The 22169-nt window shown below is 58.4% G+C and carries 22 protein-coding genes; 17 read left to right on the top strand and 5 right to left on the bottom strand.

Features of this window, described 5'->3' with window-relative positions; all coding sequences use genetic code 11:
* Window positions 1–19 precede the first annotated feature (19 nt).
* Window positions 20–337 (top strand): putative sulfate/molybdate transporter, encoded by a 318-nt coding sequence (locus AC1RMF_RS19060; RefSeq protein ID WP_493143729.1) that lies wholly within the window; start codon window positions 20–22, stop codon window positions 335–337.
* A gap of 146 nt (window positions 338–483) precedes the next feature.
* On the opposite strand, the gene AC1RMF_RS19065 is transcribed toward AC1RMF_RS19060, so the two are convergent.
* The gene (locus tag AC1RMF_RS19065; RefSeq protein ID WP_493143575.1) at window positions 484–1056 is read right to left on the bottom strand and encodes an aspartate carbamoyltransferase; all 573 of its coding nucleotides are present in this window, start codon (window positions 1054–1056) and stop codon (window positions 484–486) included.
* 71 nt (window positions 1057–1127) lie between these two features.
* Between AC1RMF_RS19065 and AC1RMF_RS19070 the strand changes: the two genes are divergently transcribed.
* Both AC1RMF_RS19070 and AC1RMF_RS19075 read left to right on the top strand, forming a co-directional pair.
* Complete coding sequence (locus AC1RMF_RS19070; RefSeq protein WP_493143576.1) at window positions 1128–1760, top strand: Crp/Fnr family transcriptional regulator; 633 nt, start codon at window positions 1128–1130, stop codon at window positions 1758–1760.
* Between the two features lie 77 nt (window positions 1761–1837).
* Window positions 1838–2458, top strand: coding sequence for a class I SAM-dependent methyltransferase (locus tag AC1RMF_RS19075; protein ID WP_493143578.1), 621 nt, complete (start codon window positions 1838–1840; stop codon window positions 2456–2458).
* A gap of 441 nt (window positions 2459–2899) precedes the next feature.
* Here the strand turns inward: AC1RMF_RS19075 and AC1RMF_RS19080 are convergent, their stop codons facing one another.
* Complete coding sequence (locus AC1RMF_RS19080; RefSeq protein ID WP_493143580.1) at window positions 2900–3508, bottom strand: DUF6130 family protein; 609 nt, start codon at window positions 3506–3508, stop codon at window positions 2900–2902.
* A 53-nt stretch (window positions 3509–3561) separates the two neighbouring features.
* Here AC1RMF_RS19080 and AC1RMF_RS19085 point away from each other — a divergent pair, with 53 nt between their 5' ends.
* The gene (locus AC1RMF_RS19085; protein ID WP_342616654.1) at window positions 3562–4074 is read left to right on the top strand and encodes a TetR/AcrR family transcriptional regulator; all 513 of its coding nucleotides are present in this window, start codon (window positions 3562–3564) and stop codon (window positions 4072–4074) included.
* A 160-nt stretch (window positions 4075–4234) separates the two neighbouring features.
* Here AC1RMF_RS19085 and AC1RMF_RS19090 read toward each other — a convergent pair whose 3' ends face one another.
* Entirely contained in the window at window positions 4235–5845 is a 1611-nt protein-coding gene (locus tag AC1RMF_RS19090; RefSeq protein ID WP_342616653.1) for a methyl-accepting chemotaxis protein, read from the bottom strand.
* A gap of 325 nt (window positions 5846–6170) precedes the next feature.
* On the opposite strand from AC1RMF_RS19090, the gene AC1RMF_RS19095 reads away from it, so the two are divergent.
* The 7 genes from AC1RMF_RS19095 to AC1RMF_RS19125 all read left to right on the top strand — a co-directional run bounded on the left by AC1RMF_RS19095 (window position 6171) and on the right by AC1RMF_RS19125 (window position 13494).
* Window positions 6171–7661, top strand: a complete 1491-nt coding sequence (locus tag AC1RMF_RS19095) for a sigma-54 interaction domain-containing protein (protein WP_493143582.1) — start codon at window positions 6171–6173, stop codon at window positions 7659–7661.
* Window positions 7662–7794: 133 nt separating this feature from the next.
* Window positions 7795–9003, top strand: a complete 1209-nt coding sequence (locus AC1RMF_RS19100; protein ID WP_493143584.1) for a substrate-binding domain-containing protein — start codon at window positions 7795–7797, stop codon at window positions 9001–9003.
* 58 nt (window positions 9004–9061) lie between these two features.
* Window positions 9062–9829: an ABC transporter ATP-binding protein gene (locus AC1RMF_RS19105; RefSeq protein ID WP_493143585.1), complete on the top strand. Its 768-nt coding sequence runs from the start codon at window positions 9062–9064 to the stop codon at window positions 9827–9829.
* Window positions 9826–10551 (top strand): ABC transporter ATP-binding protein, encoded by a 726-nt coding sequence (locus AC1RMF_RS19110; protein ID WP_493143587.1) that lies wholly within the window; start codon window positions 9826–9828, stop codon window positions 10549–10551. The genes AC1RMF_RS19105 and AC1RMF_RS19110 overlap by 4 nt, the downstream gene beginning before the upstream one ends.
* Before the next feature lie 13 nt (window positions 10552–10564).
* On the top strand, window positions 10565–11545 hold the full coding sequence (locus AC1RMF_RS19115; RefSeq protein ID WP_493143589.1) for a branched-chain amino acid ABC transporter permease: 981 nt from the start codon (window positions 10565–10567) through the stop codon (window positions 11543–11545).
* 10 nt (window positions 11546–11555) lie between these two features.
* Entirely contained in the window at window positions 11556–12629 is a 1074-nt protein-coding gene (locus AC1RMF_RS19120; RefSeq protein WP_493143591.1) for a branched-chain amino acid ABC transporter permease, read from the top strand.
* Entirely contained in the window at window positions 12619–13494 is an 876-nt protein-coding gene (locus tag AC1RMF_RS19125) for an alpha/beta fold hydrolase (protein WP_493143593.1), read from the top strand. The genes AC1RMF_RS19120 and AC1RMF_RS19125 overlap by 11 nt, the downstream gene beginning before the upstream one ends.
* Window positions 13495–13518: 24 nt before the next feature.
* Here the strand turns inward: AC1RMF_RS19125 and AC1RMF_RS19130 are convergent, their stop codons facing one another.
* Window positions 13519–13833 carry a PilZ domain-containing protein gene (locus AC1RMF_RS19130; RefSeq protein ID WP_342616650.1) on the bottom strand — a complete coding sequence of 105 codons (315 nt, stop codon included), beginning with the start codon at window positions 13831–13833 and terminating at the stop codon, window positions 13519–13521.
* A gap of 763 nt (window positions 13834–14596) precedes the next feature.
* Here AC1RMF_RS19130 and AC1RMF_RS19135 point away from each other — a divergent pair.
* From AC1RMF_RS19135 to AC1RMF_RS19145, 3 genes are read left to right on the top strand one after another with little or no spacing between them, the layout of a single operon-like run.
* On the top strand, window positions 14597–15886 hold the full coding sequence (locus tag AC1RMF_RS19135; protein WP_493143596.1) for a hypothetical protein: 1290 nt from the start codon (window positions 14597–14599) through the stop codon (window positions 15884–15886).
* Window positions 15887–15905: 19 nt separating this feature from the next.
* Window positions 15906–16292, top strand: coding sequence for a hypothetical protein (locus AC1RMF_RS19140; RefSeq protein WP_493143598.1), 387 nt, complete (start codon window positions 15906–15908; stop codon window positions 16290–16292).
* A 52-nt stretch (window positions 16293–16344) separates the two neighbouring features.
* The gene (locus AC1RMF_RS19145) at window positions 16345–16530 is read left to right on the top strand and encodes a PEP-CTERM sorting domain-containing protein (RefSeq protein ID WP_493143600.1); all 186 of its coding nucleotides are present in this window, start codon (window positions 16345–16347) and stop codon (window positions 16528–16530) included.
* 435 nt (window positions 16531–16965) lie between these two features.
* Here the strand turns inward: AC1RMF_RS19145 and AC1RMF_RS19150 are convergent, their stop codons facing one another.
* Window positions 16966–17190: a hypothetical protein gene (locus AC1RMF_RS19150; protein WP_493143602.1), complete on the bottom strand. Its 225-nt coding sequence runs from the start codon at window positions 17188–17190 to the stop codon at window positions 16966–16968.
* A gap of 411 nt (window positions 17191–17601) precedes the next feature.
* On the opposite strand from AC1RMF_RS19150, the gene AC1RMF_RS19155 reads away from it, so the two are divergent.
* The 3 genes from AC1RMF_RS19155 to AC1RMF_RS19165 are packed head-to-tail and all read left to right on the top strand — an operon-like array spanning window position 17602 to window position 22039.
* The gene (locus tag AC1RMF_RS19155) at window positions 17602–18981 is read left to right on the top strand and encodes a ribulose-bisphosphate carboxylase (RefSeq protein WP_493143603.1); all 1380 of its coding nucleotides are present in this window, start codon (window positions 17602–17604) and stop codon (window positions 18979–18981) included.
* Window positions 18982–19008: 27 nt separating this feature from the next.
* On the top strand, window positions 19009–19812 hold the full coding sequence (locus tag AC1RMF_RS19160; RefSeq protein ID WP_493143604.1) for a CbbQ/NirQ/NorQ/GpvN family protein: 804 nt from the start codon (window positions 19009–19011) through the stop codon (window positions 19810–19812).
* Entirely contained in the window at window positions 19787–22039 is a 2253-nt protein-coding gene (locus AC1RMF_RS19165) for a nitric oxide reductase activation protein NorD (RefSeq protein WP_493143605.1), read from the top strand. The genes AC1RMF_RS19160 and AC1RMF_RS19165 overlap by 26 nt, the downstream gene beginning before the upstream one ends.
* Window positions 22040–22169: the final 130 nt, after the last annotated feature.

Raw genomic sequence — 22169 nt, forward strand, 5'->3', positions numbered from 1 at the left:
AGACGGCACCGCGGTTGGCATAGCCGGGCACGTCAAGTTCGAAGCGCGCACTGGCGGCGCATCCATCATTCTCGGAAGCATGCTTTTGTTCATTGGGCTGTTTTTTCCCGATTCTGTGGGCACGATCTTTCGATTGTTTCCAACACCTGCGCTTGGCGTACTACTTTTTATGGCGAGGGCAGAGTTGGCCTTAGGAAGGCCGCCACATTGGATCAAAAAAGGTGGAACGATTTCTGGTTTTGACAACTGCAGCCTTTGCCGTATGGAATGCCGGGGCAGCAGTAGCCTATGGCGTGATTGCCAGTCTCGCTTGGAAACGTGGCTGGATAAGTTCTAAAGATCGGTATGGTGGGTTGCCGCCATGCGCGGGTTACGCCTGACCAGGGTAAATGATCGCATGGCCGGTAAATTGATTCACATATGCCAGCCGATCTGTTGGATCAAACGAATACCCATTTCCTTCAATTGTTGAGCCCCTGTTTGTCAGGGTTTGGCCATGTCGGCATGGTTTACGTGTCCCTCCACTGCGTCCTTGCCGTGGTCGGACAGTTGTGCGTCAAACCATTTGTGAAGCGCTGCCACGAGCGAGGCGTCTGCTGTCTTGTAGGTCAACTGTCCCCCACCCGCGACATCTTTGTATTCGATTGCAATTTGTCCCGGCTTGGCAGCTCTGAGATCGACGAGCCCTGGCATGTCCATTCCATGAATATGGGATGGGCCTGAAAAGTCACCCTTCAAAAACTGCTCGCGAATCTCTTGCAAATGCCCGCGCACCAAGTTCACCTGAGCTTTATCGGTGGACTTTTTCGCCACAACTTGCTGCGTACCGCCCTCCGCTGTCTTGGTGAAAATGTGCGTCGTCGCTGCGAGGTTAAAAGGCATGACATCTTTGCCGCGCTCAGCGACCACAGCTTGGCGTTGGGCCGCTTCCATCATTTTCATATGGGCGGCATGATCCATGTTCGAATGGTCCATGGTCGTGGGATCCATTGTTTGGCCATTGGCACCTGATGCAAGGATGACAAAAGCGCACGAGGCGGTGATGGTTTTAAGCACGGCTTTCTCCAAAATAAACGTTTGATCGATCCTAGGGCGTCACCGCTCCGAATGGATATGATTCAAATCATATGAATCGATCTTCTGACAAATTGGATTGGACATCCCTAGTAAGTACGCAGCCTGCTGCGGCACTGATCCCGGAGAACCTGCGAATGCAGGCGCGGCAAATTGACGCACCGGCGCGCGAAACGCTGTTCCGCACAGGAGATCCAGTACGAAACATCTACTTGGTAATCTCTGGAGAAGCACGCCTGATTCGCTGGGACAGCCAAGGCGGCGAGATCATATTGCAACGCTCGCGCGGAGGATTCATTGCAGAAGCCAGTCTGGACTCTCGCACGTACCATTGCGACGGAATCGCGTCAGAGTCAACGACTATCCTTAAATTCTCAGTCAATGCGTTTCGCTCTGCATTGGAAGACGATCCGGAATTCCGCAGAGCCTGGCAATCCCAGCTTGCCAAAGAGGTTCGCAAGCTTCGCGCCCAGTGCGAAAGGTTGAGCCTTCACAACGCAGCCGACCGGATCACACATTACATTGAATCCGAGGGGATAGATGGTGCTTTAACCTTAACCAACTCCCGCAAGTCATGGGCTGCTGAGCTTGGGCTGTCTCACGAGGCACTCTATCGAACCTTGCGGCGCATGCAAGACGAGGGGCTGCTTTATGTTGACGACTCACGCATGTCTACCAAGCCATAAAACATGGCTTTTAAAGGACCCGAAACTAAACTCGAACAGCATCCTCATCAGGATTAAAGCAAGACAAGGAGACAAGCATGCAAAACAAAGAGCACTGGGAAAAGGTTTACACCACCAAGGCACCGGATAACGTGAGCTGGTTTCAGCCCCATGCGGAGATGTCCATGCGCTTGATTCACGACACTGGATTGGGGCGCGATGCCGCCATCATCGATGTAGGCGGTGGCGCTTCCACACTTGTAGATGATCTGCTTGAAGATGGTTACCGCGCGATAACGGTGCTGGATTTGTCCGGCGTCGCATTGGGCGAGACCCGGCGACGTCTGGGAGCCAAAGGCGAGTGCGTGCATTGGATGGAGACTGACGTCACACAAGCGGTATTCGAGCCCTACAGCTTTGACATCTGGCATGACCGTGCGGTGTTTCACTTCCTTACAAAGGATGAGGACCGCAAGGCCTACGTAAAGCAAGTGCTGCGCGCGCTTAAGCCGGGAGGTCACGTCATCATGGCCACTTTCGGAACCAAGGGGCCGACCCAATGCAGTGGCCTGCCGGTGATGCGCTATGCGCCTGAGGAGCTTCATTCTGAATTTGGCGAAGCGTTTACCTTACTGACTCACGAGGAGCAGCTGCACCACACACCGTTTGGCACAGACCAGCAGTTCATCTATTGCATGTGCAGAAAGATGATCACGTGACGGGGTTGCACCGTGCTGCATGGCCTGCACTAGGGGCAGCTATCCTGTTTGGTGTCAACACACCGTTTGCCAAGCAGCTCGTCATTTGCGGAGCCCACTGGTACCAGTTTCTGGACAGCAGCTGCATTGATGGCAGCAGGTGTGTGGCTCCATCTGACTGAGCATCACGCCCAAGTGCATATCCTGACATCCTCCACCGGCATTCGCATCGGCAATGTGAAACAGTCTCGTTGCATCGAACACCGCTCCAAGGGATCCAATTCCTAAAAATGGGTCCGGGGGACCTTGCCAATATTCAACGACTGGTTCAGGGCAGACCGAGTTGGACTGCCGGTGGGGGCTTTATCACTAGCAGACGATCGCCAATGACTGCTAAGCGGCTGTCAGGCCATCTGGCAGCCCACAGTTTGATCCCCGGCTACTCACAAAATTCATCGAAGGTCAATGTTCGGGAACCGTAAACGCAATCAAGCGGCTATCGAGCACGGCATGATTGGCGTCGGCCAGGTCCACCTGCAATGTGTGCTTACCACTGATCAGTCCTTGGATAACGATCAAATCGGAACTCGCTTGCACCCAGTGCCAGCTTGCGTTGTCGAGGGTCAGATGCAGATGCCCCAGTCGGGGCAGTACTTGCGCGGCGGTCGCACCATATACCGGCGCGATCTGCAAATGATCGGCATGGAACGGAATAACCACCGCACCATGCGCGAGCGGACCTGGCAACGGTGCCTCAACATCTAGATGAACCTTTGTTAAGTTAGCTGCTTCGGGGGCAGATTCGGGCGGAATGTGAGAAATCACTGAAGCAGCGTCTGCCCAGGCAGTGGGCATTCCAGATGCCGCAAGAATCCAGGTCAATAACAAAGAAGCAAGGCGTTTCTGCAATTCGGTAAGCATTTGCGTGTTTCTTTCATAAACAAAGTAATCATCGATTACATTCCATTCTAGTACAATGTAATCACCGATTACAAAAATTTGAATTAATGCCAATAAAAAAAATTGACGAAGCTGAGCGCGGGTACCACCACGGTGATCTTCGCCAAGCATTAATTGCTGCGGCAGTTGATCTCATTGAAGAGCAAGGCCTGGAAGCCGTTAGCGTGCGCGCACTTGCGCGTCGTATTGGCGTATCTCCGGGGGCACCATTTCGTCATTTTCAAAGTCGCACGGCATTGTTAACTGCGGTGGCTGAAGAAGCCCAGGATCGATTGATGGAGGCCGTGAAGCAGACACTAAAACTTGCGTCTGAAGATGATCCGCTAAACAAGTTTCGCGCGATTGGCGAAGGATTTTTGCGATGGGCTTTTGCGAATCCCACACATTTCCAAGTGATCTCGACACGCGCGGTTATCGACTATGACAGCCCAGGTCTGCGCCAGCGCAATAATGAACTTCAGCAAACCATGATGCACTTGATGCAGAGCGCAGCTGATCAAGGCTACCTGAGGCCTGGCGATGTCGCCCAATACGTTTTGGGTGCCCGCGCGTTGGCCTATGGATTGGCGCGAATGCGCATCGATGGTCAATTCGATACTTGGGGAGTGGATGCCGAACAAGCACTATGTGAAAGTATGAAAGTGCTTGATCAATTTATAAAAACAATTCGTGCCTGAACAGAATCGGCTGATTTGCCGCCCAAAGTTGCCAGTCGCGACCGGCGGAAACGGGCACAGCATTCGCACTCCGCATTCACAGCTATCCGAAAATCCTGTTTGAAAGACCTCTCCGTTTCCAACGAACGAGGTGTTCTGAACCAAATGACCAGCGATCAGATCAATTTGATTTACCCAACCTTCGCAACGAAACTGCGTCCACCTGGTCAATCGTTTGGTCTCCGGCCTTCAATCGGAACAATCGCATGGAATTGCTCACGCCCTGCACCTGTTGCGCCAGGGCATTGGCTGTGGCCGCCAACTCTTCAACCATGGCAGCGTTCTGCTGGGTAATGGTGTCCATTTGCGCAATGGCCTCGTTTATCTGGGAAATTCCCTGTGTCTGTTCGGATGACGTAGTGGTGATCTCGCCCAGCATGGTGTTGACCTGGTCGACTGCGTCCAATGCGCCCTTCATTCTTTCTTGTGCCAAGCGGGTCTGGTCGCTGCCAATCGTGATGCGCCCATTGGATTCGGTGATGAGTTGCTTGATATCCTTGGCGGCTGAAGCCGTGCGCTGGGCCAGCGAGCGCACTTCGGCGGCCACCACAGCGAACCCCCGGCCTTGTTCGCCCGCACGAGCTGCTTCCACCGCTGCATTCAAGGCCAGGATATTGGTTTGAAAAGCCACGCCTTCTATCAGGTGGATGATTTCGGTAATGCGTCCAGACGATTCTGAAATCTCGTGCATGGAGTGAGCAACCTGGGCCACAGCCTCATTGCTGTTGTGCGTGACGGCCTGGGTCTGCAACGCCATTTCGGCCCCCTGCTTGGCAGATGCAGCACTCGTTTTCACGGCGCTATTGATCTGCTCCATGGACGCTGCCGTTTCTTCCAGACTGCTAGCCTGCGATTCCGTACGTGCAGAAAGATCCTGATTGCCGTCTGCAATCTCCCGCACGGAGCGGCTGACTTGTTCAATTTCCTCCCGCACATCGCTCACCACGGTACGCAGATTGACAGACATCTGCCGCATTGCCTGCCGCAGTTCACGCAGCAGGCCTTGACCGCTGACGGGCACCTTGTGAGACAAGTCTCCGGCTGCCAGGTGATTGGCATCGGCGACCAGACTTTGCAATGGCTTGATGGTCATGCGCCACGTGGTCCATACCGTTGCTGCGGCAATGCCCACGGCCAACAATGCCATGGGCAGCAACGGCAGCGCCAGAGCGGAAGCTGCCACCACCAGCGCCATAAGCAGACACTGGATCCATGCCAGACGGGCCACCAAACCGGGCTTGAACAGCTGGAAAAAACGCCCCTTTAAATCGGTTCGCACGACCTGCCCTCTGTGCAGCTTCAAGGTAACGCGACCAGTCTTCGCCTCGGCCTGCATTGCGGCATACAGCTCTTCCGCTTCACGAATGGAATCGGGCGATGGGGACGTGCGCACAGACAAGTAGCCCGTGATCTTCTCGCCATCCACCATGGGGGTGGCATTGGCGCGGACCCAATAGTGATCACCATTCTTGCGGCGATTCTTTACCAGAGCACTCCAGGGTTGTTTGGCCTGAATGGTGTCCCACAGATCGCGAAACGCCTCTTCTGGCATATCCGGGTGACGCACCATGTTGTGCGGTTGACCCAAAAGCTCGCTGGCCGCAAAGCCACTGACTTCAATAAAAGCGGGATTGCAATAGACGATACGCCCCTTGAGATCTGTAACAGATACCAAGGTCTGCTCCGATGGAACCACGTACGCGTGCTGGGAGACAGGTAGATTGGTACGCATGGTGACACCTCGCTATTGCTATTGTTTGTTATTGCCGAATCATCGCGTCAGCGATCAGACCTCGGGAATTGGGAGCCATGCCAAAGTCTTTGTTTTAGACATGATTGTCTGTGCGTCACCTTAACTTCACCTTATTGCAGACTGACCGTGTCCTGTTCATATGAAGACACCCCCCTGCCCCTGTTGTTGCCAGAGCTTTGGTCCCATCTGTGCCAGCAACACTCCTGACCTGACTGCGACGAACCAACAAATGCTCAGGTGCTGCGTTATTTAAACATCATACTGACATAGTATGGGCGCACTTGTAGTCGCTACCATTGACAGAATGCAAACTACCGATTCGCTACCCCGCGACGCCCAGAGCATTCTTGAACTCGCAGCGCGCTCCATGTTCGACCTCTTTGCCACTGCTAGCGAGGGCATGCTGCTGGTGGACCGCTCCGGGCGCGTGGTCTGGATCAATGAGCAATACAAGCGCTTCCTACCTGCCCTGGGTTTTTCACGGGTTGAGGATTTTGTGGGTCATCCGGTGGCGAACGTGGTGCAGAACACCCAGATGCACCAAGTACTGGAAACAGGCAAACCCATCCTCATCGACCTGCTGAGCAACCGAGCCGGCACCTTTGTGGTCAGCCGCATCCCGCTGCGTGACGCCGCGGGCGAAGTGATAGGCGCGCTGGGAATCGTGCTGTTCGACCACCCCGAGACCACGCTACAGCCCCTGATCAACAAATTTGCCACGCTGCATAGGGAACTGGATGACGCACGGCGCGAACTGGCCCATCAGCGTGGAGGCGCGCGCCAGGCCAAGCACACCTTTGCCAGCTTTGCCGGCACCAGCCCGGCGGCGGTCGAGGTCAAGCGCCTGGCACGGCGGGCGGCGCAGTCGGCCAGCCCGGTGCTTCTGCTGGGCGAAACCGGTACCGGAAAGGAGCTGCTGGCCCACGCCATCCACGCCAGCTCGGCACGGGCGGCGAGGCCGTTTGTCACGGTCAATATCGCGGCCATCCCCGACACCCTGTTGGAAGCGGAGTTTTTCGGCGTGGCGCCGGGGGCCTATACCGGCGCGGACCGCAAGGGGCGCGAAGGCAAGTTTGGCTTGGCCGACGGCGGCACCCTGTTCCTGGACGAGATAGGCGACATGCCGCTTGCCTTGCAGGCCAAGCTGCTGCGTGCGCTGCAGGAGGGGGAATTCGAGCCCCTGGGCTCCAACCGGCTGACCCGCTTTGACGCCCGTGTGATTGCCGCCACCTCGCGCGATGTGTCCCAACTGATGCGCGAAGGGCGTTTCCGGGAAGATCTGTATTACCGCCTGCATGTGCTGCCGATTCGCGTGCCGCCGCTGCGCGAGCGCCGCTCGGACATTCCCGCCCTGGTGGAGATGCTCAACGAAGAGCTGGCCCTGCGCAATGGCAGGCCCTTGCCCGAGATCACCGCCGAGGCGACCGATCTGCTGTGCGCCTGCGAATGGCGTGGCAACGTGCGCGAACTGCGCAACACCCTGGAGCAGGCGGTGCTACTCCATGATGGCGGGCCCATAGGGCGCAACGATATTGAGCGTGTGCTGCGGGAGGCGGGCTCCCCACCGCTGGCGCTCTCGGCCAAGCCCGCCACCTTACCAGAGGCTGCACCCCCACCGGCCCAGCCCGCACTTGGCCTGCGCCCGTTGGCGGAGCAGGTCCGCGCAACCGAGCAGGCGGCCATTGCCACTGCCATGAAAGCAACCGACGGGAACAAGGTGGCGGCAGCCAGATTGCTTGGAATCTCCAGGGCCAAGCTGTATGAGCGACTGTCTGACATTCAAGCAAGTGCCTGAAAACAATACATATACCGTCTGACTTTCAGACAGTTTTTCGCATTTTTGCCTGAAAAAGAGGCAAAACAAGGCATTGATGCCCCGGCATGAAGCATGCTCTACTGGCTCACCTATTCCAACAACGGAGACACCTATGCAACGCCGCACCTGGTTCGCGCGCGCAGGCCTGATCGCCCTCGCCTCCCTTTGCACCCTCACCGCCCCGGTGGCCTGGGCCCAGTCCAAGGAAATCAAGATCGCCCACATCTACAGCAAGACCGGTCCTCTGGAAGCCTATGGCAAGCAGACCCAGACTGGATTCATGATGGGCCTGGATTACGCGACCGGCGGCACCATGACCGTGGCAGGCAAGAAGATCACCGTGCTGGAAAAGGATGACCAAGGCAAGCCCGACCTGGGCAAGAGCCTGCTGGCCTCGGCCTACGGAGATGACAAGGTGGACCTAGCCGTGGGCCCGACCGCCTCACCCGTAGCCCTGGCCATGCTGCCGGTCGCCGAGGAATACAAGAAGATCCTGCTGGTGGAACCTGCCGTGGCCGACAGCATCACCGGCGAGAAGTGGAACAAGTACATCTTCCGCACCGGCCGCAACAGCAGCCAGGATGCGATTGCCAATGCCGTGGCACTGGACAAGGAGGGTGTGAGCATCGTCACACTGGCGCAGGACAACGCGTTCGGCAAGGATGGCGTCAAGGCCTTCAAGGAATCCCTGAAGAAAGCCAAGCTGGTACATGAGGAATTCCTGCCGCCCGCCACCACCGACTTCACTGCCGGACTGCAGCGCGTCGTGGACCGGCTGAAGGACAGTCCGGCGCGCAAGTTCGTCTGGGTGGTGTGGGCTGGCGCCAACCCGCCCTTTGGCAAGTTCGCCGAGCTGGAGCTGCAAAAGCGCTACGGCATTGAACTCGCCACGGGCGGCAACATCTTGCCTGCGATGGTGTCCTTCAAGAACTACCCCGGCATGGAGGGCGCGGCCTACTACTACTTCGGCATTCCCAAGAACCCGGTGAACGAGGCCATGGTGGCCCAGCACTACAAGCAGTTCAAGGCACCACCGGACTTCTTCACAGCGGGCGGTTTCTCTGCGGCCATGGCCCTGGTGACCGCGCTCAAGAAGAGTAATGGCGACACCAGTGCCAACACGCTCATCAAGACCATGGAAGGCATGAGCTTTGACACACCCAAGGGCAAGATGACCTTCCGCAAGGAAGACCACCAGGCCATGCAGAGCATGTACCACTTCAAGATCAAGGTGGACCCGGCATTTGCCTGGGGTGTGCCCGAGCTGATCCGCGAGATCAAACCCGAAGAGATGAATGTTCCGATTCGCAACCAGCGCTGACTATTTGCCGATCCTGTACTGACTTTCACCACCCCCTTCACTGAAGGGGGCACTCCCCATGCTAGAAACCCAAGATCTGACGATCCGCTTCGGCGGCCACGTGGCGGTCAATGCTGTCTCGTGCCGCTTTGCACCCGGAACATTGACTGCCATCGTCGGCCCCAATGGTGCCGGCAAGACCACCTACTTCAACCTGATCTCGGGCCAACTCACAGCAACAGCAGGCAGCGTGCGGCTCAATGGACAGGACCTTTCCGGCAAGCCCGCTTCGGCGCGTACCCGTGCCGGTCTGGGCCGGGCTTTCCAGCTGACCAATCTGTTCCCCCACCTCAGCGTTCTGGAGAATGTGCGCTTGGCCGTGCAAGCAGCACAGCCCGGTGCGCATCGCCATGGCATCAACCTGTGGAGCATCTGGAGCGACCATACCCAACTGACCGAGCGGGCCCACCACATTCTGGAGTCCGTGGCCATGGCCGCACAGCAGCACATGCCGGTGGCCAGCCTGCCGCACGGTGACCAGCGCAAGCTGGAAGTAGCCCTGCTCATGGCGCTGGACCCACAGGTATTCATGTTTGACGAACCCACGGCTGGCATGAGCCACGATGAGGCCCCGGTGATCCTGAATCTGATCCGCTCGCTGAAGAAAGACAAGAGCAAGACCATTCTGCTGGTGGAGCACAAGATGGATGTGGTACGGGAGCTTGCCGACCGCATCATCGTGCTGCACAACGGCACCCTGGTGGCTGACGGAGAACCGGCCGCCATCATTGCCTCGCCGGTAGTGCAGGAAGCCTATCTGGGCGTGAGCGCCAAGGAGGCTGCATGAGCGACAACCTGCTCGAACTCCGGGGCGTGCATACACACATCGGGGTCTATCACATCCTGCATGGTGTGGACCTCACCGTACCCCGCGGCCAGCTCACCATGCTGCTGGGCCGCAATGGCGCGGGCAAGACCACCACGCTGCGCACCATCATGGGCCTGTGGCCCGCATCGGGTGGCAGCATCCGGTTCAAGGGCCAGGACATCACCCGCCTGCACACGCCGCACATCGCCGGACTCAACATTGCCTACGTGCCAGAGAACATGGGCATCTTCTCCGACCTCACCGTCAAGGAAAACATGCTGCTGGCAGCCCGCAAGGCCAGCAACCTGCGCCAGATCGATGCGGCCCGGTTGCAATGGATATTCCAGCTCTTCCCCGCGGTCGAGAAGTTCTGGAACCATCCGGCCGGCAAACTCTCGGGCGGGCAGAAACAGATGCTGGCTGTCTCGCGCGCCATCGTGGAGCCACGCGACCTGCTCATCATCGACGAGCCGAGCAAGGGGCTCGCGCCCGTGATGATCAACAACATGATCGATGCCTTCCAGCAGCTCAAGGCCAGCGGCACCACCATTCTGCTGGTGGAGCAGAACATCCACTTCGCCAAGCGCCTGGGCGATACCGTGGCGGTGATGGACGACGGCAAGGTAGTGCATGCCGGAAGCATGCAGGCCCTGGCCGAAGACGAGGCACTGCAGCGCTCGCTGCTGGGTCTGGCACTGTGAGGAAAGAGGAATCATGAAACCGAACTTCGACTTCAAGCCTCTGCTTCTGGTGCCCCTGCTGGCACTGCTGGCATTGCCCCTGGTGGGCTCGGGCTCCACCTGGTTGACACTCACCGTTGCCGGTCTTGCCATGGGCATGATCGTCTTCATCATTGCCTCCGGTCTGACACTGGTCTTCGGGCTGATGGACGTGCTGAACTTCGGCCATGGCGTATTCATTGCGCTGGGCGCCTTTGTGGCCACCAGCGTGCTGGGCGCCATGGGCGACTGGACCGGATCGGACCAGCTCTGGCGCAACTTGGTGGCACTGTTCCCGGCCATGCTGGTGGCCATGGCGGTGGCCGGTGCATTGGGACTGGCCTTTGAGCGCTTCATCGTGCGGCCCGTCTATGGCCAGCACCTCAAGCAGATTCTCATCACCATGGGCGGCATGATCATCGGTGAGGAGCTGATCAAGGTGATCTGGGGCCCGCAGCAGATTCCGCTGCCCCTGCCCCAGGCCATGCGGGGTTCCCTGATCTTTGGTGAAGCTGCCGTCGAGAAATACCGGCTGGTGGTGGTGGCGGTGGGGCTGGCCGTGTTTGCGGCCCAGGCTTGGACCCTGTCCAGGACCAAGATCGGCCTGCTCATCCGCGCCGGTGTGCAGGACCGCGAGATGGTCGAGGCCCTGGGCTACCGCATACGGCGGCTCTTTGTTGGCGTATTTGTCATGGGTAGCGCGCTCGCGGGGCTGGGCGGCGTGATGTGGGGCCTCTACCAGCAGAACGTGATCCCGCAAATGGGCGCGCAGGTCAATGTGCTGATCTTCATCGTCATCATCATTGGCGGCCTGGGTTCCACCGGTGGCGCGTTGATCGGCTCGCTGCTGGTTGGCCTGATGGCCAACTACACCGGCTTTCTGGTGCCCAAGGTGGCGCTGTTTTCCAACATCGCCTTGATGGTGGCCATCCTGCTCTGGCGCCCGCAAGGGGTCTACCCGGTAGCGAACCGCTGAGGACCAACCCATGTTTGCTCGCATCATTTCCAACGACTATCCGCGCAGCCGTGTGCTGGCCGTGATCCTGGTGCTGCTGCTGCTCGCGCTGGCTGCCGCACCCTTTGTGGTGCCCAGCGTCAAGGCGCTGAGCGTGGCGGCCAAGGTGCTTACCTTCGTGGTGCTGGTGGCCAGCTTTGACCTGCTGCTGGGCTACACCGGCATCGTCAGCTTTGCGCACACCATGTTTTTTGGCATAGGCGCGTATGGCGTGGCAATTGCCACTACCAGCCTCGGCCCGACCTGGGGTGCACTGGCCATCGGCACGGGGGCGTCGCTGTTGTTGTCGCTGCTGCTGGCCTTGGCCGTCGGCCTGTTTTCATTGCGGGTTCGCGCCATCTTCTTTGCCATGATCACGCTGGCCGTGGCCTCCGCCTTCCAAACGCTGGCGTCCCAGCTATCGGATGTGACCGGCGGTGAGGACGGCCTAAGCTTCAAGCTGCCGCTGTGGCTAATGCCCAGCTTTGAACCCTTTGACGAACCCGTGCTGGGCCTGACCATCGATGGCCGGGTGATCTGCTATTACTTGCTTTTTGTGGTGGCTGTGCTGCTGACGCTGGCGCTACTGCGTATCGTCAACTCGCCTTTTGGCCGGGTGCTGCAGGCCATTCGCGAAAACGAATTCCGCGCCGAGGCCATAGGCTACCGGGTGGTCGTGTATCGCACGCTGTCGAGCGTGCTGTCCGCCCTGTTTGCCACGCTGGCCGGCGTCATGCTGGCGCTCTGGCTGCGCTACAACGGGCCCGACACTTCGCTGTCTTTCGAAATCATGATGGACGTGCTGCTCATCGTGGTAATCGGCGGCATGGGCACGATCTACGGCGCCCTCGTGGGCTCGGTGGTCTTTCTGGTGGCCCAAAGCTATCTGCAGGATCTGCTGCGCCTGGGTAGCGAAGCCACCACCGCCCTGCCCCTGCTCTCCGCGCTGCTCTCGCCCGACCGCTGGATGTTGTGGCTGGGCCTGCTGTTTGTGCTCTCGGTTTACTACTTCCCCACCGGCATGGTGGGACGCCTGCGCCGCCAAGGAGAATCTCATGGCCATTGAGTCCCATTCGGAATACGCTCTCTGCGCCGGTCGCGAGATCCACTACATGGACTGGGGACCGGCCCAGGGCCCGGTCGTCATTGCCTGGCATGGGCTGGCGCGCACCGGGCGCGACATGGACGAGCTGGCCATGCACCTGGCCGAGCGCGGCTACCGCGTGATCTGCCCCGACACGCTGGGCCGCGGTTACAGCCAGTGGAGCCCGGACCCGCACAACGAATATTGCCTGGCCTTCTATGCACGGCTGGCTGCAGGGCTGTTTGATGCCCTGGGAATCCAGTCTGCGCATTGGGTTGGCACCTCCATGGGCGGCGCCATCGGCACCGTCTGTGCCTCGGGCCTTTATGCGCCCACCATGAAGCAACGGATCAAGAGCCTGGTGCTCAACGACAACGCGCCGCAACTGGCCCAGTCGGCCATTGAACGCATCAAGGCCTATGCAGGCAACCCGCCCGCCTTTGCCACCGTGCGCGAACTCGAAGCCTTCTTCCGCCAGGCCTACAAACCCTTCGGCTGGCTCAGCGATGCGCAGTGGCGCCGCCTGGCCGAGAGTTCCACACGCCGCCTGCCGGACGGCCGCGTCACCCCGCACTATGACCCTGCCATGGTCGGCCAGTTTTTCCACCATCCGGACGACTACCTGATCTGGCAACACTACGATGCACTGACCATCCCAGTACTGCTGCTGCGCGGCGCAGACTCCGACCTCGTGCTGCCCGAAACGGTAGACCAGATGCGCAGCCGGGGCCCCGGCCAGCATGCACAGTTGCGGGTGCTAGAAGTGCCGGGCTGCGGCCATGCGCCAGCACTCAATGTTGCGCATCAGCTTGATGCTGTCACGGAGTTCATTCAGCGGGTGGGGTAGTCTGGAAGGACCCGTGAGATGTGGTCAGGCGACTTCAAAAAAGGAATCAGACAGTCTTGCGGCCACACTGGTTCTCCCGTTTTGATGTTCGACCCGAACCACCTTCCCCTCACATACCAGATTCAGCCTTCTACCGTCCAACACGACTTCTACGGTGAATGTCACTGTCGATCCAAGCTCGGCATCCTCGTTCGTTGAAAACAGGACACCGGTGGCGCTGATATTCTGCGTGGTTGCCCCCGCAGCCCCATACCCAAGCGGGAGCGTTGCATAAACACGCTCGGCGCGATCCAGCGATTGCTGGTACCCCTCCACGACGGTATTGGTTGGATTTTGCAATTTCTGTATTTACGCTATTGGAGCCGTATTGCTGAATTTCAGTAAAGAGTGGACCGCATTGAAAGACTACTTATCCAAGGCTTGAGTCCAAAGTCTCCAGGACTCCTCGTCATTGCTTTCGAACGCTTCCGGCACAGGTAACGTCCGTACAAACTTTCGCCGCTCCACCAGGTCAATAGACTTGATCTCTGGGCGCGCGGATTCCGCCGGACCCTTGGTTTCCGCAACGTTTGCGTCTGGATGGCGATATGAATACTGCATTTCTTTCAGTCTATTGATGAAGCACCAGCTACGCATCCCCCATTCGGGTGAAATGTAACTTTTTCCCATTAATTGTTACATTGGCATATGTCAATACGATAGGAATGCTCAATTACAGCGAGTCAATACTGACCGCCCCCATGCAAAACTTGGCTCTCCGCATATTTGGTTTGACATTCACGCTGGCCCAATAACGCCGAACGCACGGTCGGCCTTGGTTTATGTCTTAAGGACCACCGCCAGTGCGAAACGCACGAGCCATCAACTTTTTCGCATCGAGCGGCGACGCCGATCCGGGCATCGTCCTGAGTGTCTCTGCCGATGCAGGCCATGTAGTACGTCGCGCAAATGGGCTTGTACTTTGGCCAAACGTACTACGCTCCGCACATGAGTGGATGCATCTCTCGTAACAATTGATCCATACGATGAGCCGCTGACCTGATTTCAGGGATGCGTGGTACGCCCGCGGGCTATTGCATTTATCAGTCTAAAGATGGAACCCATGAAAAATCCAACCCTGTCCAAATTTGTCCTTGCACTTGCCGCATCAGCCGCGCTCACTGTGTCCACCTCGGCTCTCGCTGATGATCCAGTCATCCTCACTTTTGCAACCGTTGGAGATTCCCGCCAGGATCCCATTACCCTGGACCCCTCTCAAGTCGCACAAGGAGGAGTAACTGCGCAGGATGCGAAGTGGCTGCAGAACACCAAAGCATGGTCGCGAATCATGCGTACCATCTCGTCCCATAAAGCCAATCTGCTGTTCTTCAATGGCGATATGGTCATGGGATATGGCAATGGCACGGACCTGACACCATACAAGACCACCAATGTGGGCGGAGTCTGGACGCCGGCCAATCTGCCTTCCGGTTTGACGACGGACACCACGGATTTTTATGCACAGTACGCCTTCTGGCGTGGGATGGTGGCCAATCTGTTTGAGACTGGCACCTACGTGGTTCCTGTTCCTGGAAATCATGAAACACAGTGCAAGAGCTGCACACCTGCCAAAACCGCCCAACCAGGCAATGAGGCGATCTGGCGCGACAACATGGTTGATCTCATTCTGGATAACAACCGTTTGCTGAACGTGACGGGAGCGTCCGCCTCTGATCTCTACTACGACGCCAATAACTATCCAAAAATTGGCGACAAGCTGGCCAATTCGGAGCCAGCAAAGACCTATTCAACCAGCCAGTATGGTCTGAGCTACAGCTTTGATTTCAAGGGTAGCCACTTCGCCATCGTCAATACCGATGCGGTGGGCGTAGACGGTCGCGCGCCTGCTGTGTGGCTCGCCGCTGATTTCGCTGCCGCCCAAGCACGCAACCCCAACGTCAAGCTGTTCGTATTCGGTCACAAGCCAGCCTATACGTACAAGTACATGGACTACACCAAAACGCCACCAGTTGCCATCACCAAACTGGCAGGCATTGATGCAACTACCGCCAAGTGCGCCAACCCGGCGGATGGAAGTGTGGCAATTGTGGCTACTGCGTGCAATCGTGACGAGTTCTGGAAAGTGATCGAAAGCAACCATGCGACCTACTTCTCTGGACACGAACACATCTTCAACATCCAGCAACCGTTGGGTGGTTCCTATCAGGTGCTGGTAGGTTCTGGTGGTTCCCCGTTTGAAACGTCGGTTACGACCAACAACCCCAATGACCGTAAGTATGCGTGGGCCGAGGTTCGCGTCTACCAGAGCGGCAAGGTTCAAGTAACTGCATACGGCTTCGATGAAAACTACAACGGCACCGCCGTTCTGAGCAACTTCGTTCTGCCTTACTGAACGCAAAGAAATATCCATCATGATGAACAAAACATTTGCGGGTTCTGCTCTGCTGGCACTGCTGCTGTCTGTCAATGTTGCCCACGCCGAACTGGCCGTCAATACCGGAACGCCTGACAATACAGGCAGCCAGATTGCTGTTGACAGTGCCGACTGGCTGGCCGGTCAGGTGACTTTCAACCAAGCCTATCAAGTCAACAGTATCTCTGCATACCTGGACCAACTGTTCCCAGGTGGCAACGACTTCAGCATCACGCTGTATAGCAACACGTCGGCAAACAAGGTGAGCTCCCAGCTTTATTCCAGCACTGCGACCTTTACGGGCACCGGCTGGAACGGGGCATCCAATCTGAACTGGACAGTGGACAGTGGACAGCGGGACATATTGGATTGGCCTGGAAGTTAGCGATACACAGGGCTCCAACCTCGTCGCCCCACAGTTCGCCACAGGAACGCCTTTGACACGCACAGCAATTACCTCAGGGAACGGGTATGACTCGTACCAAAGTGGAGCCAGTGCCTATCAGTTTGGCCTGCGCGTCGACGTGGCCCCCGTTCCCGAACCCACCAGCGTTGCCATGCTGCTGGCGGGAATTGGTCTGATCGGTGCTGCACTCAAAAAGCGCAATTCCTTGCAAGCCTAAGCGGGCATGTGACTCAAGTCTCGCAAATCATGCTCCAAATCGGATCGACTTCTGCTCCTGGAATGCAGGCTTACCAATAGCTCTACGCGCACGCGCAGTGACAATAGCGTTTGAATGGCTGCAATGCCTTGGCTGTTGTTTGCATTGCCACTGAGTGCGGTATGGAGTGCCAATACGGTGGCACTGCTATCTTACGTACTGTCTGTGTACCAACGATGAAGGCACCAAGGTCCAACGGAGGCAACCACTGTGAACCCGGCTTTCTACCTATCGGCAGCACTCGTGATACTTGGTGTGATTGCTATCGTCTTTGGACCGCACCCATCCATTGACCCTTCGCAAAAGATCGGCTACTTTGGCTTGCTCGCGTTGGGCCTTGGAATGCTCACCTTCCTCATCGCCTTGGCACTTACTCATGCCAACTAGCCACGTCAGCTAGTGCAAATCACCTAGCTTGGATGCATGGAAATGCTGTTTGGCGAGCGATTGAAAGTTGTGCTTGTGCGGTGTGGCCGCACGACGATCAACAACTCTCCGCTCCTTGACCTGCTCCAATGCATGCAACTCTGATTGCAATCGCTGAACATCAAGGTCGTCTTTGCCGTATCGAGTTTCCAAGTCCTGCACAACGCTGCGCAGGTTGTCAATTTTCTTGCCCATCTTCTTACCCTCCAGCGAAGCTCATGGTGTCACCGCTCCAATAAATCGCACTGACCTGAATCAATCAGATGCAATTGGCGCAATGACCATAACACATAGGCACTCCCGATGACTCTTAGGACATAGTCCCCTAGAGCAAATTCCTTTTTCCGGGAGACTCCACGGCAAATGGCCATGGCCAACCGTAGGCTACTTGCTGGCGTATTGCGTTTGGCTTTGGCTGCCACAGCCTCACGGGCATAGAGGCCGCTGTGGCATCGGGCCTGGCACGTCATCAGTATTCACGCTGCCTTGAAAACCATCAGAAAAACCTGATTCGCCACACATTTAAATTGAATTTTCATGATGAATGGGCGTCTCTATAGTCCGCTCCGTAGACAGCAATTCCCTGCACTCAACGGAGCAAAAAAAATGGACCAATCCAACCGCTATGCGGACCTGAGCCTGAAAGAAGACGAGCTCATTGCCGGTGGCAAACACATTCTGGTGGCCTACCGCATGAAGCCCAAGGCAGGGCATGGCTACCTGGAAGCGGCGGCGCACTTTGCGGCGGAGTCATCCACCGGGACCAATGTGGAAGTGAGCACCACCGATGACTTCACCCGTGGTGTGGACGCGTTGGTCTATTACATCGACGAGGCCACCGAGGACATGCGCATTGCCTATCCGCTGGACCTGTTCGACCGCAATCTGACCGACGGGCGCATGATGATCGTGTCCTTCCTCACGCTGGTGATCGGCAACAACCAGGGCATGGGCGACATCCAGCACGCCAAAATCCATGACTTCTACATGCCCGAGCGGGCCGTCCAGCTGTTTGACGGCCCGGCCAAGGACATCTCGGACCTGTGGCGCATCCTGGGCCGCCCACTCAAGGATGGCGGCTACATTGCCGGCACCATCATCAAGCCCAAGCTCGGCCTGCGCCCCGAGCCGTTTGCGCATGCGGCCTACCAGTTCTGGCTGGGTGGTGACTTCATCAAGAACGACGAGCCGCAGGGCAACCAGACCTTTGCACCGCTGAAGAAGACCATCCCGCTGGTGGCCGATGCCCTCAAGCGCGCGCAGGACGAGACCGGCCAACCCAAGCTGTTTTCCGCCAACATCACGGCAGATGACCACTATGAGATGTGTGCACGCGCCGACTTCATCCTGGAGACCTTTGGCTCCGACGCCGACAAGGTAGCTTTTCTGGTGGACGGCTTTGTGGGCGGTCCGGGCATGATCACCACGGCACGGCGCCAGTATCCCGGCCAATACCTGCATTACCACCGTGCCGGCCACGGCATGATCACCTCGCCCTCGGCCAAGCGCGGTTACACCGCCTTTGTGCTGGCCAAGATTGCGCGGCTGCAAGGCGCCTCGGGCATCCACGTGGGCACCATGGGCTACGGCAAGATGGAAGGAGAGAACGACGACCGACAGATTGCCTACATGATCGAGCGCGACGAATGCCAGGGCCCGGTGTACTACCAGAAGTGGTACGGCATGAAGCCCACCACACCCATCATCTCCGGCGGCATGAATGCGCTGCGCCTGCCGGGCTTCTTCAAGAACCTGGGCCACGGCAATGTCATCAACACCTCCGGTGGCGGCTCGTACGGCCACATCGACAGCCCGGCGGCAGGCGCCATTTCGCTGCGCCAGTCGTATGAATGTTGGAAGAGCGGCGCGGATCCGATTGCGTTTGCCAAGGAGCACAAGGAGTTTGCCCGCGCGTTTGCGTCCTTCCCCGGCGACGCCGACAAGATCTACCCCGGCTGGCGCGACAAGCTGGGCACGCACGCCTGAGGCATTTACCCCACAGAGACAGCCACCATGGCCGATACCACTGCCTACCGCATCACGAACCAGCCTTTCTACCAGGCGCAGGGCAATGAGGTGGCGCTGTACGAGAGCGCCTATGCGGCGCGCCTGCCGGTCATGCTCAAGGGGCCCACGGGTTGCGGCAAGTCGCGCTTTGTGGAGTACATGGCGTGGAAGCTGGGCAAGCCGCTGATCACCGTGGCCTGCAACGAAGACATGACCGCCTCCGACCTGCTGGGCCGCTACCTGCTGGAAGCCAACGGCACGCGCTGGCTGGACGGCCTGCTAACCACCGCAGCGCGCATAGGCGCCATTTGCTACCTGGATGAAATCGTGGAGGCGCGGCAAGACACTACCGTGGTCATCCACCCGCTGACCGACCACCGGCGCCAGTTGCCGCTGGACAAGCATGGCGAGTTGATCCAGGCGCATGCGGACTTTCATTTGGTGATCTCCTACAACCCGGGCTACCAGAGCCTGATGAAGGACCTCAAACAATCCACCAAACAGCGCTTTGTGGGCTTTGACTTTGACTATCCCCTGCCCGCTGTGGAAGCCGGCATTCTGCAGACGGAAACCGGGCTGCCCGAGGCCCAAGCGCTGCAACTGGTGCAGGTGGGTCAGGCCGGGCGCCGCCTCAAGGGCCATGGTCTGGACGAGGGCATCTCCACGCGGCTGCTGGTGTATGCGGCCACGCTCATGCAGGCTGGCGTGGGCGCACGTGACGCTTGCCGCATGGCACTGGTACGCCCCATCACCGACGACGCCGATATCCGCGCGACGCTGGACCATGCCATTGACAGCGTCTTTGCATGAGCGCGTGGCCTGCGGCTTTGCGCAAGTGGCGGCTGTGGTGGACGACTGCTTGCTGCAAGCAGAGGAACTGCTGACGAAGCAGGGCCTGCAGGACTTCGTGGACGCCTGCGCGCAGCTTGGCAAACTGGGGCGCGGCCCGGATCCGCTGCTCAACTTTCTGCAGGCCTGGCCGCAGACAGCGCAGATATTGGGTGAGGAGGCTCTGTCTGCCGTCATGACGACTGTGCACAGCATCAACAAGTCGCCCAACGGGCGCAGCATTGCGCCCTTCCTGCAGGCGCTGCCGGCGGTGGCACGCAGGCTGCCCGCCATTGCGCAGATGCAGGACTACTTTGCACTGTGCCGCTACACCATGGATGCCACCAGCGGCTCCATCCACGGCATCCACAAGACCTATGCCAGCCCCTGCCTGTCCACCTTCTTCGAAACGGCACCGCAAGTGCTGCAGACCCTGTCGCTGGAAGGCCTGCAGGCCTGGACCGCCTATGGCGTGCGCCATTACGGCCATCAGCCCGAGCAGCAGCGTGACTACTTTGCCCTGCAGAGCGCAGACAGCCGTGCCGTGCTGCAGCGCGAGCGTCACGGAACCCTGCTGGTGGACCACATGCGTGTGCTAGACATGTACCTGCAAGCATTGTGGGATGACGGCGCACTGCTGATTCCCTACAGCACGGCCCCCTTGGACGAGTCCCTACCGCAGCAGGTTGCGCAACCGTATTTCGATGGCGAAGGCATACGCCTGCCCGATGTGTATGAGGCAGAAGCCAGCATCAGCGGTCTGGACCGCTACCGCGCAGCGCTGGCGCACATGGCTGCGCACAAACGCTGGAGCACTGCCATCCATGCCGACAACTTCAGCCCGGCGCAGCGCTTGACCATCGAATGCCTGGAAGACGCGCGGGTGGACCTGCTGACCATGCGGTTGTACCCCGGACTGCGCAAGACTTTGCGCGCCCTGCACCCTGCCCCACTTCTAGGCGCGTGCAACCCGGCCACCCACTCCTGCCTGCGCCATCGGCTCACGATGCTGTCGCGCGCACTGCTGTATCCGGACCATGGTTATACCGATCCGGACCTGCTGACGTGTGTGGCGCACTTTCATGCGCTGCTGGCCCCTGGCCCTTCCTGCACCACGGAAATCAGCGCACTGGCCCTGCAGTACCTGGCGCGCACGCGTCAGCAGAGCGACCAGCTTGCCGACACCTGGTTTGACCATACCCACGTGGGCTATCGCGACGACAACCGCCACCTCTGGAAATTCCACGAACTCAGCGACGATGAGGAGAACTTTGACAGACCGTATGCGCATACGCAGCAACAAGAGGTGCAAAGGCTGCCACCCCGCCTCTACCCGGAGTGGGACTACGCCAGCCAAACGTACCGGCCGGACTGGGTCAGCCTGTATGAATGCCTGCACGGCAGTGGGAGAGCCAGTGACATTGACCAACTGCTTCAGAAGCACGCCGTGCTGGCCAAGCAGCTCAAGCGCTTGTTGGATCTCGTCAAACCACAGGACAAGGTGCGGCTACGTTACCAGGAGGATGGCAGCGAACTGGATCTGGATGTCGCCTTGCAAGCCCAGATTGACCACCACTGCGGAATACAACCCGATGGGCGCATCACCCAGAGCCACCGCAGCAATGGACGCAGCATTGCGGTCACGCTGTTGCTGGACCTGTCCGAATCATTGAACCAGAAGGTGCCAGGCTCAGGACAAAGCCTGTTGGAGTTGAGCCAGGAAGCCGTGGCTCTGCTGGCCTGGTCAATTGAGCAACTGGGCGATCCATTGGCGATTGCAGGTTTTCATTCGAATACACGTCATGACCTGCGCTATATGCATTTGAAAGGATTTGGCGAACACTGGGATGATCAGGTGAAAGCGCGACTGGCGGCCGTGCAAGCTGCGTATTCCACCCGCATGGGCGCGGCGATGCGTCATGCCGCCCACACGCTGGCTGCGCAGAAGACCGACAAGAAAATCCTGCTGGTGCTGACCGATGGCAGGCCATCCGATGTAGACGTACAAGACCAGCAGCTATTGGTAGAAGATGCGCGCAAGGCCGTCATCGAGTTGCGCGCGCAAGGTATCTGCACTTACTGCATCAGCCTGGACACGCAAGCAGACAGCTATGTAAAAGACATATTCGCCAACCAGTTCACCGTCGCCGACCAGATCGAGCGACTGCCGGAAAAGCTCACCCGGCTGTTTGTGGCCATGACATCCTGAGAACCAACAGGAGACAAAAAAAGAGAACCCAGCCAATGGGCTGGGTTCAAGCAAGCCCCGAAAGCTTGCCGCGCAGGGAGGTGACGCGGAGGCATTTGCCTAAGCGCATCGTAAGCCGCCAGCGTCAACC

The sequence above is a fragment of the Rhodoferax sp. GW822-FHT04A08 genome (assembly GCF_058801025.1).

Coding starts and splice junctions, on each gene's coding strand:
- AC1RMF_RS19100 (WP_493143584.1), top strand. CDS start 7,795: ATGCAACGCCGCACCTGGTTCGCGCGCGCAGGCCTGATCGCCCTCGCC.
- AC1RMF_RS19075 (WP_493143578.1), top strand. CDS start 1,838: ATGCAAAACAAAGAGCACTGGGAAAAGGTTTACACCACCAAGGCACCG.
- AC1RMF_RS19120 (WP_493143591.1), top strand. CDS start 11,556: ATGTTTGCTCGCATCATTTCCAACGACTATCCGCGCAGCCGTGTGCTG.
- AC1RMF_RS19125 (WP_493143593.1), top strand. CDS start 12,619: ATGGCCATTGAGTCCCATTCGGAATACGCTCTCTGCGCCGGTCGCGAG.
- AC1RMF_RS19115 (WP_493143589.1), top strand. CDS start 10,565: ATGAAACCGAACTTCGACTTCAAGCCTCTGCTTCTGGTGCCCCTGCTG.
- AC1RMF_RS19160 (WP_493143604.1), top strand. CDS start 19,009: ATGGCCGATACCACTGCCTACCGCATCACGAACCAGCCTTTCTACCAG.
- AC1RMF_RS19140 (WP_493143598.1), top strand. CDS start 15,906: ATGATGAACAAAACATTTGCGGGTTCTGCTCTGCTGGCACTGCTGCTG.
- AC1RMF_RS19095 (WP_493143582.1), top strand. CDS start 6,171: ATGCAAACTACCGATTCGCTACCCCGCGACGCCCAGAGCATTCTTGAA.
- AC1RMF_RS19070 (WP_493143576.1), top strand. CDS start 1,128: ATGAATCGATCTTCTGACAAATTGGATTGGACATCCCTAGTAAGTACG.
- AC1RMF_RS19110 (WP_493143587.1), top strand. CDS start 9,826: ATGAGCGACAACCTGCTCGAACTCCGGGGCGTGCATACACACATCGGG.
- AC1RMF_RS19155 (WP_493143603.1), top strand. CDS start 17,602: ATGGACCAATCCAACCGCTATGCGGACCTGAGCCTGAAAGAAGACGAG.
- AC1RMF_RS19150 (WP_493143602.1), bottom strand. CDS start 17,190: ATGGGCAAGAAAATTGACAACCTGCGCAGCGTTGTGCAGGACTTGGAA.
- AC1RMF_RS19080 (WP_493143580.1), bottom strand. CDS start 3,508: ATGCTTGGCGAAGATCACCGTGGTGGTACCCGCGCTCAGCTTCGTCAA.
- AC1RMF_RS19165 (WP_493143605.1), top strand. CDS start 19,787: ATGCCATTGACAGCGTCTTTGCATGAGCGCGTGGCCTGCGGCTTTGCG.
- AC1RMF_RS19135 (WP_493143596.1), top strand. CDS start 14,597: ATGAAAAATCCAACCCTGTCCAAATTTGTCCTTGCACTTGCCGCATCA.
- AC1RMF_RS19105 (WP_493143585.1), top strand. CDS start 9,062: ATGCTAGAAACCCAAGATCTGACGATCCGCTTCGGCGGCCACGTGGCG.
- AC1RMF_RS19090 (WP_342616653.1), bottom strand. CDS start 5,845: ATGCGTACCAATCTACCTGTCTCCCAGCACGCGTACGTGGTTCCATCG.